The organism is Sphingopyxis indica (genome assembly GCF_032879645.1).
GTDB lineage: Bacteria > Pseudomonadota > Alphaproteobacteria > Sphingomonadales > Sphingomonadaceae > Sphingopyxis > Sphingopyxis indica.
Genome location: NZ_CP076394.1, coordinates 1,290,907 through 1,305,310 on the forward strand (window position 1 = coordinate 1,290,907; position 14,404 = coordinate 1,305,310).

18 protein-coding genes and 1 tRNA gene are annotated in these 14,404 nt (G+C 66.2%); 11 read left to right on the top strand and 8 right to left on the bottom strand.

Features of this window, described 5'->3' with window-relative positions; translation table 11 throughout:
* Window positions 1–32 precede the first annotated feature (32 nt).
* Window positions 33–1,850 (top strand): DUF885 domain-containing protein, encoded by a 1,818-nt coding sequence (locus KNJ79_RS06140; protein ID WP_317153233.1) that lies wholly within the window; start codon window positions 33–35, stop codon window positions 1,848–1,850.
* A gap of 26 nt (window positions 1,851–1,876) precedes the next feature.
* On the opposite strand, the gene KNJ79_RS06145 is transcribed toward KNJ79_RS06140, so the two are convergent.
* A complete protein-coding gene (locus KNJ79_RS06145; RefSeq protein ID WP_317153234.1) occupies window positions 1,877–2,494 on the bottom strand; it encodes a glutathione S-transferase family protein in 618 nt (205 codons plus the stop codon).
* Window positions 2,491–3,423: a DMT family transporter gene (locus KNJ79_RS06150; RefSeq protein ID WP_317153235.1), complete on the bottom strand. Its 933-nt coding sequence runs from the start codon at window positions 3,421–3,423 to the stop codon at window positions 2,491–2,493. Before KNJ79_RS06150 ends, KNJ79_RS06145 begins: the two co-directional genes overlap by 4 nt.
* A gap of 108 nt (window positions 3,424–3,531) precedes the next feature.
* Here KNJ79_RS06150 and KNJ79_RS06155 point away from each other — a divergent pair.
* Window positions 3,532–3,607 (top strand) — tRNA-Trp (locus KNJ79_RS06155).
* Between the two features lie 124 nt (window positions 3,608–3,731).
* On the opposite strand, the gene KNJ79_RS06160 is transcribed toward KNJ79_RS06155, so the two are convergent.
* Window positions 3,732–4,367, bottom strand: coding sequence for a PilZ domain-containing protein (locus KNJ79_RS06160; protein ID WP_089215038.1), 636 nt, complete (start codon window positions 4,365–4,367; stop codon window positions 3,732–3,734).
* A gap of 483 nt (window positions 4,368–4,850) precedes the next feature.
* Here KNJ79_RS06160 and secE point away from each other — a divergent pair, with 483 nt between their 5' ends.
* The 5 genes from secE (at window position 4,851) to rplA (ending at window position 7,976) form a co-directional block, all read left to right on the top strand.
* Window positions 4,851–5,048 carry a preprotein translocase subunit SecE gene (gene secE / locus KNJ79_RS06165; protein ID WP_089215037.1) on the top strand — a complete coding sequence of 66 codons (198 nt, stop codon included), beginning with the start codon at window positions 4,851–4,853 and terminating at the stop codon, window positions 5,046–5,048.
* Window positions 5,049–5,089: 41 nt separating this feature from the next.
* On the top strand, window positions 5,090–5,626 hold the full coding sequence (gene nusG, locus KNJ79_RS06170) for a transcription termination/antitermination protein NusG (RefSeq protein ID WP_089215036.1): 537 nt from the start codon (window positions 5,090–5,092) through the stop codon (window positions 5,624–5,626).
* 100 nt (window positions 5,627–5,726) lie between these two features.
* Window positions 5,727–6,659, top strand: a complete 933-nt coding sequence (locus KNJ79_RS06175; RefSeq protein WP_089215035.1) for an acyl-CoA thioesterase — start codon at window positions 5,727–5,729, stop codon at window positions 6,657–6,659.
* 185 nt (window positions 6,660–6,844) lie between these two features.
* The gene (gene rplK / locus KNJ79_RS06180) at window positions 6,845–7,276 is read left to right on the top strand and encodes a 50S ribosomal protein L11 (RefSeq protein WP_089215034.1); all 432 of its coding nucleotides are present in this window, start codon (window positions 6,845–6,847) and stop codon (window positions 7,274–7,276) included.
* A gap of 4 nt (window positions 7,277–7,280) precedes the next feature.
* Window positions 7,281–7,976: a 50S ribosomal protein L1 gene (gene rplA, locus KNJ79_RS06185; RefSeq protein ID WP_089215033.1), complete on the top strand. Its 696-nt coding sequence runs from the start codon at window positions 7,281–7,283 to the stop codon at window positions 7,974–7,976.
* A gap of 563 nt (window positions 7,977–8,539) precedes the next feature.
* Here rplA and KNJ79_RS06190 read toward each other — a convergent pair.
* From KNJ79_RS06190 to KNJ79_RS06200, 3 genes are read right to left on the bottom strand one after another with little or no spacing between them, the layout of a single operon-like run.
* Window positions 8,540–9,187 carry a heme exporter protein CcmB gene (locus tag KNJ79_RS06190; protein ID WP_089215032.1) on the bottom strand — a complete coding sequence of 216 codons (648 nt, stop codon included), beginning with the start codon at window positions 9,185–9,187 and terminating at the stop codon, window positions 8,540–8,542.
* Complete coding sequence (gene ccmA, locus KNJ79_RS06195; protein ID WP_317153236.1) at window positions 9,184–9,768, bottom strand: heme ABC exporter ATP-binding protein CcmA; 585 nt, start codon at window positions 9,766–9,768, stop codon at window positions 9,184–9,186. Before ccmA ends, KNJ79_RS06190 begins: the two co-directional genes overlap by 4 nt.
* A complete protein-coding gene (locus KNJ79_RS06200) occupies window positions 9,768–10,196 on the bottom strand; it encodes a metallopeptidase family protein (protein ID WP_317153237.1) in 429 nt (142 codons plus the stop codon). Before KNJ79_RS06200 ends, ccmA begins: the two co-directional genes overlap by 1 nt.
* 51 nt (window positions 10,197–10,247) lie before the next feature.
* On the opposite strand from KNJ79_RS06200, the gene KNJ79_RS06205 reads away from it, so the two are divergent.
* From KNJ79_RS06205 to KNJ79_RS06220, 4 genes are all read left to right on the top strand, one after another.
* Window positions 10,248–10,535, top strand: a complete 288-nt coding sequence (locus KNJ79_RS06205) for a 4a-hydroxytetrahydrobiopterin dehydratase (RefSeq protein WP_317153238.1) — start codon at window positions 10,248–10,250, stop codon at window positions 10,533–10,535.
* A 284-nt stretch (window positions 10,536–10,819) separates the two neighbouring features.
* Complete coding sequence (locus KNJ79_RS06210) at window positions 10,820–11,128, top strand: helix-turn-helix domain-containing protein (RefSeq protein ID WP_089215028.1); 309 nt, start codon at window positions 10,820–10,822, stop codon at window positions 11,126–11,128.
* Window positions 11,125–12,801 carry a SulP family inorganic anion transporter gene (locus KNJ79_RS06215; RefSeq protein ID WP_317153239.1) on the top strand — a complete coding sequence of 559 codons (1,677 nt, stop codon included), beginning with the start codon at window positions 11,125–11,127 and terminating at the stop codon, window positions 12,799–12,801. Before KNJ79_RS06210 ends, KNJ79_RS06215 begins: the two co-directional genes overlap by 4 nt.
* A 29-nt stretch (window positions 12,802–12,830) precedes the next feature.
* Complete coding sequence (locus tag KNJ79_RS06220) at window positions 12,831–13,136, top strand: alkylphosphonate utilization protein (protein WP_089215101.1); 306 nt, start codon at window positions 12,831–12,833, stop codon at window positions 13,134–13,136.
* A gap of 236 nt (window positions 13,137–13,372) precedes the next feature.
* Here the strand turns inward: KNJ79_RS06220 and KNJ79_RS06225 are convergent, their stop codons facing one another.
* Window positions 13,373–13,693, bottom strand: coding sequence for a DUF2218 domain-containing protein (locus KNJ79_RS06225; RefSeq protein ID WP_317153240.1), 321 nt, complete (start codon window positions 13,691–13,693; stop codon window positions 13,373–13,375).
* Window positions 13,694–13,704: 11 nt separating this feature from the next.
* Window positions 13,705–14,313, bottom strand: coding sequence for a PadR family transcriptional regulator (locus KNJ79_RS06230; RefSeq protein ID WP_394357153.1), 609 nt, complete (start codon window positions 14,311–14,313; stop codon window positions 13,705–13,707).
* Between the last annotated feature and the right edge of the window lie 91 nt (window positions 14,314–14,404).

Here is a 14,404-nt window from a genome sequence, read left to right on the forward strand (position 1 = left end):
TCGGCGACAAGCTCCTCAACCGACAGGAGAATATGATGCGCTTTGCCGTTGCCCTGATGCTGCTTCCCGTCCTGCCGCTCGCTCCCGTGAGCGCCCCCGCGTTCGCGCAGGCCGCTCCCGAGACCAGGGCGCAGGATCAGGCGCTGCTCGAATTTCTCGACAAGGCGTTCGACGAGCGCCTCGCGCTCAGCCCCGAATCGCAGACCCAGCTGGGGCTCAAGACCAACTACGACCGGCTCGACGACTATACCGACGCAGCCGCGGTGCGCGACCAGGAGCTGGCCGAGCGGCAGCTGAAAGCGATGCACGCCCGCTTCAAGCCCGACCAGCTCGGCGAGCGCGCGCGGGTCAGCTATCGCCTGTTCGAATATGAAGTCGAACGCGGCCGCGAATCGCTGCGCTTCCGCAAGCTGCGCTTTCCCGTCTCGACCAATGGCAGCCCTGCCGGCGCCATCCCGGTATTGCTCATCAACAACCACAAGGTCGACAGCGTGGCGGATGCCGAGGCCTATATCGCCCGGCTGCGCGACACCGACCGCGTGATGCGCGAAGTCGCGGCGACGATGCGCGAGCAGGCGGCCGCGGGAATCGTTCCGAACAAGGTCAACTTCGCCCCGGCGCGCGCCGACGCGCTGAAAGTGGTGACCGGCGCGCCGTTCGACGATGGCGCCGATTCGACGCTGATGGCCGATTTTCGCAAAAAGGTCGCCGCGCTCGATGCGCCCGAGGCGACCAAGGCCAGGCTTCTGGTGGATGCGCGCACCGCGCTGACCGGCCCTTTCAAGCATGGCTATGACACGCTGGTCGCCGCGATCGACGAGATCGAGCCGCAATCGACGGGCAACTTCGGCGCGTGGCACCTGCCCGACGGCGCGGCCTATTATGCCGACCGGCTCAAAAGCTCGACCACCACCGACCTTACCGCCGACCAGATCCACGAGCTCGGACTGAAGCAGGTCGCGGCGATTCATGAAGAGATGGAGGCGATCAAGCGCGAGGTCGGCTTCAAGGGCACGCTCACGCAATTCTTCGACCATGTCCGCACCGATCCGCGGTTCAAATATCCCGACACCGAAGCCGGCCGCGAGGCCTATCTCGCCGACGCGCGCGGCGTGATCGCTTCGGCGATGGCCGCCGCCCCGCGCCATTTTCGCGTGCTGCCCAAGGCGGCGCTCGAAGTGCGCGCGGTCGAGAAGTGGCGCGAGGCGACGGCGCCGACCGCCTTTTACAACCCGCCGTCGGCCGACGGGACGCGGCCCGGCATCTATTATGTGAATCTCGTCGACATGAACCAGACGCAAAAGGTTCAGGTCGCCGGCATCGCTGCGCATGAAGGCGCGCCCGGGCACCATTTCCAGATCGCGCGCCAGCAGGAACTCGCCGGTATTCCGAAGTTCCGCAAATATGGCGGCTACGGCGCCTATATGGAGGGCTGGGGGCTCTATTCGGAGCGCCTCGCGAACGAGATGGGGGTGTATAAAACTCCCTATGACCGTTTCGGCATGTTGTCGCTGCAGGTCTGGCGCGCGATCCGGCTGGTGCTCGACACCGGCATCCATTCGAAGCGCTGGACGCGCGAACAGGCGATCGCCTATTTCAAGGCGAACAGCTCGGTGTCCGATACCGACATCGCGCGCGAGGTCGATCGCTATTTCAACTGGCCGGGGCAGGCGACGAGCTACATGGTCGGCCAGCTCAAGATCGCCGAACTGCGGGGGCGCGCCGAAAGCGAACTCGGACCCCGCTTCGACATCCGCGACTTCCACGAAGCGGTGCTGAGCGAAGGCGCGCTGCCGCTCGATATCCTCGAAGAGCAGGTCGAGCGTTATATCGCGGCGAAGAAGCGATAAGAGCGACGGCCGGTGCCCGGGGCGGCTTATCCCTTCTGCCGCTCGCGCGCGCGCACGAACCCGTCGCGCGCCGTGCAGCGCGCCAGCCAGTCCTTCGTCGCCTCGCCGAGCACGTCGCCGGCGCCGAGCGTCGTCGCCAGAAACGCCGCATAGCCGATCGCGACGTCGGCAATGGTGAAGCGCCCCGCGACGAGCCATTCGCGTCCGTCGGCCAGCGCGGCCTCGATGCTCTTGGCGCGGCCGCCGAAGAAGGCCTTGTAATCCTCGACCGCCTGCGCGAGCCGGCGGGGCTCGGGCTCGACGCGCGTGTAGCGGATCATGATCGCGAGCGGAAAGGTCAGCGTCGCGTCGCTGCGGTGCAGCCAGTTGCGCCACGTCCAGTAATCGGGCTCGTCGCGTCCGACTTCGAGCGGCGTGCCCTCGGCGATACGCTCGCAGATCGCCGCCGATTCGGTCAGCAGCCGCCCGTTCTCGACCCACCCCGGCACTGTCATCAGCGGATTGATCGCGCGATAATCGGGCGCAAAGACGCGCGGCGGAAAGGGGAGGGTGCGAAGCTCGATCGCCATCCCCGCCTCCTCGGCTGCCCACAGGCAGCGCAGCGACCGCGCATCGGGGCAGTGATAGAGGATGGGCAGCGTCATGCGGTGATGTCCTTTCGCCGCTCGATATGCAGGCGATGCTCGCGCCAGGCAATGAACAGGCCGCTCGCGACGATCAGCGGGGCGCCGACCCACGTCGTATCGGCCGGGAAGGTGCCAAAGAAATACCAGCCGCAGGCGATCGACCAGAGCAGGCTCGAATAATCCATCGGCGTCACCACCGCGACGGGGGCGAGCCGCAGCGCGCCGGTCAGCGACATCTGCACCACCGCGCCGAGCAGGCCGAGGCCGATCAGCACCGCCCAGATCGCCGGGCCGTGCGGCGTCATTACGAAGGGCAGGGCGATCGTCAAAGGGACGAGCGAGATCAGGCTGAACCAGAAGACGATCGCCATCGGGCTTTCGGTGCGCGCAAGGTCGCGGACCTGGATGGTGATCAGCGCGGTCATGATCGCGCCGCCGAGCGCGATCAGGGTGCCGATGCCATGATCGCCGGTGAAGCCGCCGGCGAGCACGGTCGTCGGGTTGAGCACGACGAGCACGCCCAGAAAGCCGACGATCACCGCGCCCCAGCGCTGCCACCCGGTCGGCTCGCCGAGGAAGGCCGCGGCAAAGATCACCGCAAAGATCGGCACCGACAGGTTGATCGTCGTCGCCTCGGCCATCGGCAGATAGATCATGCCGCCGAAGTTGAGCGCCATGCCGGTGAGGCCCATTATCGCGCGGCGCGCGTGGGTGCCGGGGCGCTGGGTGCGGAACGTCGCGATCCCGCCGTGCCGCATCGCCCATAGGAGAAGCAAGGGGAGCACGACCACCTGCCGCCAGAACAGGCTTTCGACCAGGTGGACGCCGTCGGCAGCGGCGATCTTCACCAGCACGAACATCAGCGAGAGGCTCGCCATCGCGAGCAGCCGCAGCGCGATGCCGCCGAGATAATGTTGCGGAACGTCGGAGGATCGGGCGGCGGTCATGCGAGGCAAGCGCATATCAGCCCGGCGATGCTTTGCAAGCTATGCATCGCCCGCGCTATTCCGCTTGCGCACCCCGCCCCGTTGCGGCTAAGGGCGCACTCCGGCCTTAGGGGTATAGCTCAGCTGGTAGAGCATCGGTCTCCAAAACCGAGGGTCGCGGGTTCGAATCCTGCTGCCCCTGCCATTTCCTTGCAGGGAAATGATGTCGCCGGTCGCCGCTGTTGGCCCGGGGGCAGTCTTCAAAATTTGTCGATGATATTCCGCTGCGCCTGGCCCCTGTGGTCCGGCCAGGCTTTGTGCAGCGTGCGTCAGCTTTGAAAGCGGCGGATGCTTTCGAGGTCGCCCGGCGCGAGCGGCGGGGCGAACCAGATGCCGGCGCGCCAAATTCCCTGGGGGTCGCCGCGCGACCAGCGGACGATGCCGCGGCGGCGGATGTCTTCGCCGAGGACGAGCAGCAACTCGGTGCCCGTTTCAAGCCCACCGCCGTGGATAACGCCGGCGCCGTTCTGCGACAGATTTTCGATCTCGACGTCGTGATTGCCATCCTCGGTGACCGCGAGCGCGCGGCCGTGGACGGGCAGGCGCGGGGGGCGGTAATCGCCCGACTGGCGTTCGGCGGCGAGTTGGCGAAGGATGTCGAGCGCGTCGACCGGCGTGTCGAACTCGACGCCGCAGCGCCCGTCGCGCGCCCACACGACCTTGCCGACGAGCGTGATCGCGTCCGAAAGCGCGATCTGCAACGGCTCGCCGGGACTCACTGCGACAGTGGTCGCGAGCATCATGCCATGGTCCGAAATATTGCGGACGCGCCACAGTCCGGCGTCGCTTTCGCGCGCGATCCTGGCGATCCGAAAGACCGTACAATGCCGATTGTCTTCGCGGCGCTCGTCCTCGAGCCCGCTGGTATCGGGCGGTACCGGGCTGGCCGCATTGGGAATGTTCACAGGTTTCTCCTTATCGCTGCGTACCCGGATGAGTGCGTAGAGACCTATGTAATTTACGGATAAATTCTAGGTTATTAAGCCCGATGATGTCGATATTTTATTGTTGGTGAAGCTTTTGATCTAACCATTTCGTAACCAGTAAGAAATCCTGGAGCGATTCCGCCGGGTTAGGGGCCTTTCTCGCTCCTGTTCCGGCCGTTTTCGGGCCGGGGGGGGGTATTTGCGCCCTTTCGAACGCCGTTTTCGCCGGCCGCCCGGCGGCCCGTCCCGCGTGATCGCGCCGCCCCGCATCATGCGCGGCTTGCCAAGCCACCGGCGGGCGGCTAAAGGCCGCTTTCACTCGGACAGATGCGCCGTTTTCTTCCGCCTTTCACCGGCCCCGCCGGGGAGGGTGGGCGGACTATTGCCTGAAACCGCGCTTGACGCGGTGCGGCCGGCATCCCATCTGCCCTTCGAATTGGACACAAGGACAGGACGATCGACATGGCGAGGCCCAAGATTGGCGAATTCGTCAACCAGGTGAAGACCGAAGCCGGCAAGATCGTGTGGCCGACCGGCCGCGAAACGGTGCAGACGACGATCATGGTGCTGATCATGACGACGATCCTCGCCTTCTTCTTCCTTGGCGTCGACACGGTTTTCAACGCGATCGTCAACTGGTTGACGTCGCTCGCGCGCTGACAGGGCGCGGTTACAGGCATTTTTCCAGGGACAGGACGACAATGGCGCGCTGGTACATCATTCACGCCTATTCGGGCTTCGAGAACAAGGTTCGCGATTCGGTGATCGCCGAAGCCGAGCGCATGGGCCTCAGCGACTTCGTCGAAGCGGTCGAAGTGCCGGTCGAGACGGTCACCGAGGTCAAGCGCGGCAAGAAGGTGCAGGCCGAACGGAAATTCTTCCCCGGCTATGTCCTCGCCAAGCTGACGATGAGCGACGACGTCTATCACCTCGTCAAGAACACGCCCAAGGTCACGGGCTTTCTCGGCTCGTCGGGCAAGCCGCAGCCGATCAGCGAGGCCGAGGCGGCGCGCATCCTGAACAGCAAGGAAGAGGCCGCGGCGCGTCCGAAGACCGAGATTCGCGTCGATTACGAAATCGGCGACCAGGTCAAGGTGCTCGAAGGTCCGTTCGCGAGCTTCAACGGCGTCGTCGAGGAACTCGACTTCGACAAGGCGCGCGTCAAGGTATCGGTGTCGATCTTTGGCCGCGCGACCCCCGTCGAGCTCGATTTCGAGCAGGTCGAACGCATGAAATAAGCGTCGCCCCCGCGCAGGCGGGGGCCGTCGGCGGCCTTGCGCTGCGCCGACAGCGGCCCCCGCCTGCGCGGGAGCGACGGGCAAGGGGTAGGCCGTCATCATGAATTCGCTCTCTCCCGCAGAGATTCAGGCACGCATCGACCGCGCGCGCGAAATCAACGCGGGCGTCGATGCCGCAAAGGTCGTCGGCGCCGTGGCGCGGCTGTTCGATCTCGATCCCGTCCCCGGCCTTCCGGACGAGTTCACCTTTCCCGCGCTGCCGACCACGGCGCGCGACCGCATCTTCGGCGGACAGGTGATCGCGCAGGCGATGATGGCCGCGGCGCGCACGATCGAAGAAGGCAAAGAGGTCCACTCGCTCCACGCCTATTTCCTGCGCGGCGGCGACGAGACCAAGCCGCTGCATTTCCGCATCCACCGCGATTTCGACGGGCGCAGCTTCTCGAACCGCCGCGTCGTCGTGCGGCAGGACGGCAAGGTCATCTTCAACCTGACCGCCTCGTTCCAGATCCCGGCGAAAGGGCTGTCGCACCAGGTGCCGATGCCCGACCTCCGCCCGCCGGAGGAATGCTGGGATTTCACCGACTTCATCGCCGCCGATCCGCATATCTCGGATCGCCACCTCGCGCATATGGCGCGGCGCCGGCCGTTCGAGGTGCGCAGCTATCGCCCGGCGCCGTCCGAAAAGGCGACGCAGCATTATCAGTGGTTCCGCGTCGCCGCGCCGATCGGCGACGATCCGCTGATCCATCGCGGTTTCCTGGCCTTTGCCTCGGACATGGGGCTCCTGTCCTCGGCGATGCTGCCGCACGGGGTCAATTTCTGGACCCCCGGCATGGTGTCGACCAGCCTCGACCACGCGATGTGGTTCCACGGCGACATTCGCGTCGACGACTGGTTCGTCTTCGTGATGGACAGTCCGTGGACCGGCGGCGACCGCGGGCTGTGCCGCGGCTCGATCTATCGCCAGGACGGCACGCTGATCGCCACCGTCGTCCAGGAAGGGCTCGTGCGCTATCGCCCGCAGGGGTGAACGACTTTCCTCTCCCCTCGGGAGAGGGCAAATCCCTTGCATCTCCGCCGATTTGGGTCTAACCGCGCCGCTTCGCATCAGACACGGGTGCGATTCCGCGCGGGAGGAGGGGTGATGCCCTCTGCTGGACCGCTTATTTTGAGCCCCGGATTCCGTCCGGGGCGACAGAAAGAAAGGAGGCCATCATGGCCAAGAAGATCAGCGGCTATATCAAGCTGCAGGTGCCCGCCGGCACCGCCAACCCGTCGCCGCCGCTCGGGCCGGCGCTCGGTCAGCGCGGCGTCAACATCATGGAATTCTGCAAGGCGTTCAACGCCGCGACCGACGGCATGGACAAGGGCACCCCGACCCCGACCATCATCACCGTCTATGCGGACAAGAGCTTTTCGTTCGTCACCAAGACGCCCCCGGCGACCTACCTCATCAAGAAGGCCGCGAACCTGAAGTCGGGTTCGAAGGAGCCCGGCAAGATCAGCGGCGGCAAGATCGCGCGCTCGAAGCTCAGCGAGATCGCCGAGATCAAGATGAAGGATCTCAACGCCAACGACATCGAACAGGCGACGAAGATCATCGAAGGCAGCGCCCGCTCGATGGGCCTCGAAGTGACGGAGGGCTGATCCCATGGCAAAGCTGACCAAGAAGCAGAAGGCCCTCGAGGGCAAGGTCGACGCGCTGAAGCTCCACGCGGTCGATGAGGCGATCAAAACGGTGCGCGAACTCGCCAGCTCGAAGTTCGACGAAACGATGGAAATCGCGATGAACCTGGGCGTCGACCCGCGCCACGCCGACCAGATGGTCCGCGGCGTCGTCACGCTGCCCGCGGGCACCGGCAAGGACGTCAAGGTCGCGGTCTTCGCGCGCGGCGACAAGGCCGAGGAAGCGCTGAAGGCTGGCGCCGACAAGGTCGGGGCCGAGGACCTGATGGAAGACATGCAGGCCGGCAACCTCGACTATGGCCGCGTCATCGCGACGCCCGACATGATGGGCATCGTCGGCCGCCTCGGCAAGGTGCTGGGCCCGAAGGGCCTGATGCCGAACCCGAAGCTCGGCACCGTCACCCCGAACGTTGCCGAAGCCGTCAAGGCGGCCAAGGGCGGCCAGATCGAATTCCGCGTCGAAAAGGCCGGGATCATCCACGCCGGCCTCGGCAAGCTGTCGTTCGGCGAGGAAAAGCTCCGCCAGAACTTCGACGCCTTCGTCGATGCGATCGTCAAGGCGAAGCCCTCGGGCGCGAAGGGCAAATATGTCCGCAAGATCGCCCTGTCGTCGTCGATGGGCCCGGGCGTGAAGGTCGACACCGCCGAAATCGGCGCCTGATCGACCTGCAACCGATTCAGGAAAGGGCCGGGGGAAACTCCGGCCCTTTTCTTTTGGGCGGCATTTGGGGTGGCCTGTTGCCGTTGCGGTCTTCGGCTATCGCGGGTCGGGTCCGCGCTCTCGTTTCAAAGTTCAGCAAAGTTCAGCCTCGTGCGGCCGCCGGGTCGCGTCCGGCGAACCTGCCGCGCCGGCTCCCGCCCGCATCGTGACCGCGCTTTATCCACCTATCGAAAGAGCCGAGACAAAGGCTGGCACAGCCGAATGATGTAGGACAGCGGTTTTTTGCGGCGGACGTCCGGGTTGGGGTGGGGAACTGACGTTCGCCTACTCTCTTTCGTCATCCCGGACTTGATCCGGGATCCATAGCAGCGCCGAAGTCATGGACCCCGGATCAAGTCCGGGGTGACGAGGATGGAAAGGTCCGCAATCGGTCGGATGCCGCCTTCCAAACATTTCGCGCAGAGACGCAGAGAACGCAGAGATTTTCACGCTTGCCCTCTACGTTCTCTGCGTCTCTGCGCGAATCTGGTGATGGCCTGACGGTAGCAACCGGCCGAAGGCGGTCATTCGCGCAGCCCCCGCAGCGCCGCGCCCGCCGCGAACGGCCCGATTACGGTCAACAGCAGGCTCACCGCCGCGAGCAGCTTTGCCGCGCCGCGCCCCGACGGGTCGAGCATCCCCGCACCGAAGATGAGCAGCGGCACTGCGAGCGGCAGGATCAGCAGGCCGCCGATCGCGCTGCCGCCTTTGAGGTTCGCGGTCAGCGCGGCGCTCAGCACCGCGAGCGCGGCGAGCGCCGGAATCGCGAGCGCGAGCCCTGCCGCAATCGTGGCCACCCGCGCGCCATCCTGCGCGAGCAGCGCCGCCGCGGGCAGCAGCGCGATCAGCAGCGGCAGGCCAAAGCCGATCGCGTGCGCGGCAATCTTCACTGCGGCGATCAGTTCGTCGGCGAAACCGCGCACCGCGAGCTGGTCGAGCACCCCCGCGTCGCGGTCGGGGCGCACCAGCCGGTCGATCGGCAGCAGCGCCGCAAGCAGCGCCGCCACCCACAGCATCCCGCCGCCGGTCTTTGCCAGCAGCGGCGCGTCGGGGCCGACCGCGAAGGGAAAGGCGGTCGCGACGAGCAGGAAGAAGACGACCGGAATCCACAGCGCGCCGCTGCCCCATGCGCGGCGCAGGTCGCGCCAGAAGAGGGCGATGAGCGCGGTCACGCCAGCGCCCCCATGTCGAGTTGTGCCACATCCGGTAGCCCCAGGCTGAAATGCGACGCGAGCAGCACTGCGCCGCCGTTCGCGCGGTGCGCGGCGATCGCGGCGACGAGCAAGCCTCGCGCGCGCTCGTCCATCCCGTTCGCGGGCTCGTCGAGCAGCCAGATCGGCGCGCCGCTCGCGATCACGCGCGCCATCGCGCCGCGCTTGCGCTGGCCGGTCGACAGCATGGCGACGGGCACGTCGGACAGCGGCGCGAGCGCCATCGCCTCTATCGCGCGGTCGACCGCATGGCCATCGACGGTGTCGATCCGCGCCCAGAAATCGAGCGCCCGGCGCAGCGGCAGCTCGGGATCGAGCGCCGCCGCCTCGTCGATCAGCGCGCAGCGTTCGCGGCGCGTCACCGTCCCCGCAGCGGGGCGCAGCAGTCCGGCGGCGAGCCGGATCAGGCTCGACTTGCCCGCGCCATTGGGGCCGCGCAGCCACAGCGCTTCGCCGCGCGCCAGTACCAGCGACAGCCCTTCGAAGAGCAGCCGGTCGCCGCGGATGCACGCCACCCGGTCGAACCGCAGCAGCTCCGCCATCAGGCCATGTCCTCGAGCGCGTGCATATCCTCGTCGGAAAAGCCGAAATGGTGACCGATTTCGTGGATCAGCACATGGCGTATCAGCCAGTCGAGCCGTTCGCCGCCCTCGATCCATTCGATCAGGATCGGCAGGCGAAAAAGGGTCACGCGGTCGGGCATCGCGCCGCTCATGTCGATGCTGCGCTCGGTCAGCGGGCGGCCTTCGTAAAGGCCGGTCAGATCATAGGGATGCTCGATGTCGAGTGCGGCGAGCGTCGCGTCGTCGGCGACCTCTTCGATCGCGACCACCACGCCTTCGATATGCGGCTTGAACATATCGGGCAGCGCTGCGAGCGCCGCCTCGGCCATCGCATGGAAGGTATCGGCGTCGGGCGCGGTGCCGGCCCAGCCGGCGGGCGGATCGCGAAGGGCGGTCTTGTCGCTCATCGCGCCCTTCCTTATGGCGGGCGCTCGGCCTTTACCAGCGGGAGAAAGCAGATGGTCCGGAAACTCGACGATGCCGCGCGCGCCGCGCTGCTCGCCCGCTTCCCCGAATGGACGCACGAGCCGGCGCGCGACGCGATCACGCGCCGCTTCACCTTCGCCGATTTCGCGCAGGCGTTCGGCTTCATGGCGAGCGTCGCGATCATCGCCGAAAAGATGGACCATCATCCCGAATGGTCGAACGTCTATAATCGCGTCGACATCCTGCTGACGACGCATGACGCGAACGGCCTGTCGGAGCGCGACGCAAGACTTGCCGAGGCGATCGAGGCGCTGCTCTAAAACCGGCCGGTTTTGAGTGAAACCATTGTGAAAGCTTGTGTGTCCCCGCGAAGGCGGGAGCCCATCTCCTGCCGGTGCCATCCTGAACCGTCGGGAGATGGGTCCCCGCCTTCGCGGGGACACACGGCCTTTTTCGGGCAAAGGCGATCGCGCCATTGGGCAAATTGGAAAGCCTTCGGATTCGCGTAATGCTCTAATGCGGAGACCAGCATAATTCATATATGCACCATCCATTATTGGTGATAATGATCATAAATGATATATGAAACATCAATGAGGCGGATATGATCACGTCGCAGCAGATGCGCGCCGCGCGGGCGTTGCTGGGGATCGACCAGCGCGAGCTAGCCGAACGCGCCGGCCTCTCGCTGCCGACGATTCAGCGCATGGAGGCGTCGAACGGGCAGGTGCGCGGGGTCGTCGACACGCTGGTGAAGGTCGTCACCGCGTTCGAAAATGCGGGGATCGAACTGCTCGGCGAAAATGCGCCGAGCATCGGGATTGGACGCGGCGTCCGGCTGCGCGAAGCCGCGGCGACGCCGGATCGACGACGCCTCTCGCCCCGATTTGCGGAGGGAGACCGCGCGAAGTGATCGCGCAGGGCTTTACCCCCAAGCTGCTGACCGTCTGGCGCGAAGGCTATTCCCTTGCCACTTTCCGCGCCGACACGCTCGCCGGCCTGACCGTCGCCATCGTCGCGCTGCCGCTGGCGATGGCGCTCGGCATCGCCAGCGGCGCTTCGCCCGACAAGGGGCTCGTGACCGCGGTCGTCGCGGGCTTCCTGATCTCGATGCTCGGCGGCTCGCGCGTCCAGGTCGGCGGGCCGACCGGCGCGTTCGTCGTGGTGATCTTCAACGTCATTGCGAGCCATGGCTATGACGGCCTGCTGATCGCGACATTGCTCGCCGGCCTGATCCTGATCGCCGCGGGGCTGCTCCGCCTTGGGCAGATGATCAAATATATCCCGCATCCGGTGGTGACGGGGTTCACCGCGGGAATCGCAGTCATCATCGCTTCGAGCCAGGTCAAGGATTTCCTCGGCCTGACGATCGAGAACGTGCCCGCCGACTTTCTTGCCAAATGGCAGGCCTATCTGGGCGCCCTCGGCAGTGTCGACTGGACGACGGTCGGTATCGGCGCCGCGGCGCTCGCGATTATCGTTGGGCTTCGCAAGGCCGCGCCGCGCCTGCCCGGATTTCTGATCGCCGTCGTCGCGACCTCGGCGGCGGTCGCGCTGTTTCACCTGCCCGTGGACACGGTGGGCTCGCGCTTTCCCGATATGCCGGTTGGCCTGCCGATGCCATCCTTTCCCGAGCTTTCGCTGGCGAAGGTCAATGCGGTGTTGCCCTCGGCCTTCACCATCGCCTTCCTCGCCGGGATCGAGGCGTTGCTTTCGGCCGTCGTGGCCGACGGCATGGCGGGGACGCGGCATCGTTCGAACCAGGAATTGATCGGGCAGGGCGTGGCGAACCTCGGCTCGGCCTTTTTCGGCGGCCTTCCGGCGACCGGAGCGATCGCGCGCACCGCGACCAATATCCGGTCGGGGGCGAAGACGCCGGTCGCGGGCATGATGCACGCGATCTTTCTGCTTCTCTTCATCCTCTTCGCGGGGCGCCTGATGGGCTTTGTGCCGATGGCGGCGCTCGCGGCGATCCTGTTCATGGTCGCGTGGGGCATGAGCGAATATCAGCGCTTCCTCGCGCTGCTCAAAATGCCCAACAGCGACCGCGCGGTGCTGCTCCTCACCTTCGGGCTGACGGTGCTCGTCGACCTGACCGTCGCCATCGCCGTCGGGGTGACGCTCGCCTCGCTGCTCTTCATGGCGCGCATGGCCGAGGCGGTCGAGGTCAGGCGCGGCGGCGACCGCGATGCCGAACTCGATAAAGAAGATCTCGACCAGCGCGACGATCTGCCCAAGGGGGTCGAGGTGTTTCGTATCGCGGGGCCGCTCTTCTTCGGCGTCGCGGGCGAACTGCTCGACACGCTGCGCCGGCTCGGCGCGCCGCCGCGCGTCATCATCCTGCGGATGCGGCTCGTCCCGCTGCTCGATGCGAGCGGCGCGCAGGCGATCGAGGAATTCGCCCGTCAGGCACGGATCGCCGGGGCGCATGTCATCCTCTCGGGCGTGCAGCCGCAGCCGAGGGCGATGCTCGAACGCATCGGCCTCGGCGAAGCCGCGGGAAAGATTTCCTATGCCGCCGATTATGCGAGCGCGCAGGCGCTCGGCATCGAGCTCGCGGGCCTCGACGATGCCGCGCGCCACTGACGCGCCGGCCCCAATCCATGGAGAATGAAATGAGCAACGACGAAGATTATGTCTATGACGAGGAAAGCGGCGAGTGGCTGCCGGCCTCCGAACTCGCCGCGCGCCGTGCGGCGGCGGCCGAGGTCGAGGTGCGCGACGCCGTCGGCAACCGGCTCGCCGACGGCGACAGCGTCGTTCTGGTCAAGGATCTCGAGGTCAAGGGCGCGGGCAAGACGCTCAAGGTCGGCACGGTCATCAAGTCGATCCGGCTGACCGCCGATCCGCAGGAAATCGACTGCCGCCACGAAAGCATCAAGGGCCTCGTCCTGCGCGCCGAATTCGTGCGGAAACGTTGAGGGGGACGGCCGTTCGGTTTCGGGGTGTCCCCGCCAACCCTGAAAACAGGAATGGCGCGGGCGACAGGTTCCGACCCTGAAGCATGATCATCTTGGTCTGAATAAAGCCCGTGTGCTCCCGCGAAGGCGGGAGCCCATCTCATGCCGGTGCCATCTTGAACCGTCGGAAGATGGGTCCCCGCCTTCGCGGGGACACACGAACCTGTGCTAACGCTTCACACAAGGGCGATCGGCCGCTAGACCGCCTGCCAGTCGAAGGTCAGCGGCGCCTCGCGAAAGGCGAAGCGGTCGAGGTGACGCGCGAGGACGCCCTTCAATCCCTCGAGCTGCGCTTCGCTGCTCGCGTCGAGCCGCACCGCGAGCGTATCGGCGCCCGCGTCGAGCGTCGCGAGCCCGTTGCCGGGCCAGTCGGCGCCGCGCGCATCCCGCGGGAAGGTCACGGTCCCATGCTCGGGGGTGAATTCGACCGTTAGATTATGCTGCCAATGCTTGCAGAGCTGCTGAAGATATTTGCTCGCGTGCGCGGTCGGCACGCTGGCCGTGGCGGAAATCGTCATGCCTTGCTCCTTCACAGCCGCTCGATCTTCTGCGCGGCCTCGTCGATCAGCGCGACGATCCGGTGCAGCACCTCTTCGTCGGCTTCGCGGCGGCCGAGGCGGTTGACCAGGACATTGCGCAGATTGCCCATCGCGCGCCGCACCGAGACGGCATCGGTGCGCTGCTGTTCCTCGCCGATCGCGGCGAGCCGCGCGACGAGCGCTTCGACCTCTTCGGCGTTCGCGGCGAGTTCGGCCTCGCCGTCGGGGGTGATCGCGAACAGTTTCTTCGCGCCCTCGCTCTGCTGCGCTTCGATCTGGCCCATGTCGTCGAGCATGGTCAGCGTGGGATAGATGACGCCGGGGCTCGGCGCATAGGCGCCGCCGGTCAGCTCCTCGATCTGGCGGATCAGGTCGTAACCGTGGCGCGGTTCGTCGGCGATCAGCCTCAACAGGACGAGCCGCAACTCGCCGCTGTCGAACATCCGGCGTCGCCGGCCGCGCCCGTCGCCATCGTGGCCGTGCCGGCCGCCGAAACCGCGTCCGCTGCCGGGCCCGAAGCCGAAACCGCGTCCGCCGCGGTGCATCGCATGGCGCCGGCCGCAGCCGCGACCGCCATGCTCGTGGTGATGATAATGCATAAAAGCTCCTTCGAGTGAATCAAGATAGCTTTAAGATATATCTTAGATGCAATTTGGCAAGAGGCAATTTCGCGGGCGATCATCGGTCGCC

Excerpts from the sequence above, each read along its gene's own strand:
- KNJ79_RS06150 (WP_317153235.1), bottom strand. The coding sequence starts at position 3,423 with ATGACCGCCGCCCGATCCTCCGACGTTCCGCAACATTATCTCGGCGGC.
- KNJ79_RS06145 (WP_317153234.1), bottom strand. The coding sequence starts at position 2,494 with ATGACGCTGCCCATCCTCTATCACTGCCCCGATGCGCGGTCGCTGCGC.
- KNJ79_RS06140 (WP_317153233.1), top strand. The coding sequence starts at position 33 with ATGATGCGCTTTGCCGTTGCCCTGATGCTGCTTCCCGTCCTGCCGCTC.
- KNJ79_RS06200 (WP_317153237.1), bottom strand. The coding sequence starts at position 10,196 with ATGAGCGACAAGACCGCCCTTCGCGATCCGCCCGCCGGCTGGGCCGGC.
- KNJ79_RS06230 (WP_394357153.1), bottom strand. The coding sequence starts at position 14,313 with ATGCATTATCATCACCACGAGCATGGCGGTCGCGGCTGCGGCCGGCGC.
- KNJ79_RS06210 (WP_089215028.1), top strand. The coding sequence starts at position 10,820 with ATGATCACGTCGCAGCAGATGCGCGCCGCGCGGGCGTTGCTGGGGATC.
- KNJ79_RS06225 (WP_317153240.1), bottom strand. The coding sequence starts at position 13,693 with ATGACGATTTCCGCCACGGCCAGCGTGCCGACCGCGCACGCGAGCAAA.
- rplA (WP_089215033.1), top strand. The coding sequence starts at position 7,281 with ATGGCAAAGCTGACCAAGAAGCAGAAGGCCCTCGAGGGCAAGGTCGAC.
- nusG (WP_089215036.1), top strand. The coding sequence starts at position 5,090 with ATGGCGCGCTGGTACATCATTCACGCCTATTCGGGCTTCGAGAACAAG.
- KNJ79_RS06220 (WP_089215101.1), top strand. The coding sequence starts at position 12,831 with ATGAGCAACGACGAAGATTATGTCTATGACGAGGAAAGCGGCGAGTGG.
- KNJ79_RS06175 (WP_089215035.1), top strand. The coding sequence starts at position 5,727 with ATGAATTCGCTCTCTCCCGCAGAGATTCAGGCACGCATCGACCGCGCG.
- ccmA (WP_317153236.1), bottom strand. The coding sequence starts at position 9,768 with ATGGCGGAGCTGCTGCGGTTCGACCGGGTGGCGTGCATCCGCGGCGAC.
- KNJ79_RS06205 (WP_317153238.1), top strand. The coding sequence starts at position 10,248 with ATGGTCCGGAAACTCGACGATGCCGCGCGCGCCGCGCTGCTCGCCCGC.
- rplK (WP_089215034.1), top strand. The coding sequence starts at position 6,845 with ATGGCCAAGAAGATCAGCGGCTATATCAAGCTGCAGGTGCCCGCCGGC.
- secE (WP_089215037.1), top strand. The coding sequence starts at position 4,851 with ATGGCGAGGCCCAAGATTGGCGAATTCGTCAACCAGGTGAAGACCGAA.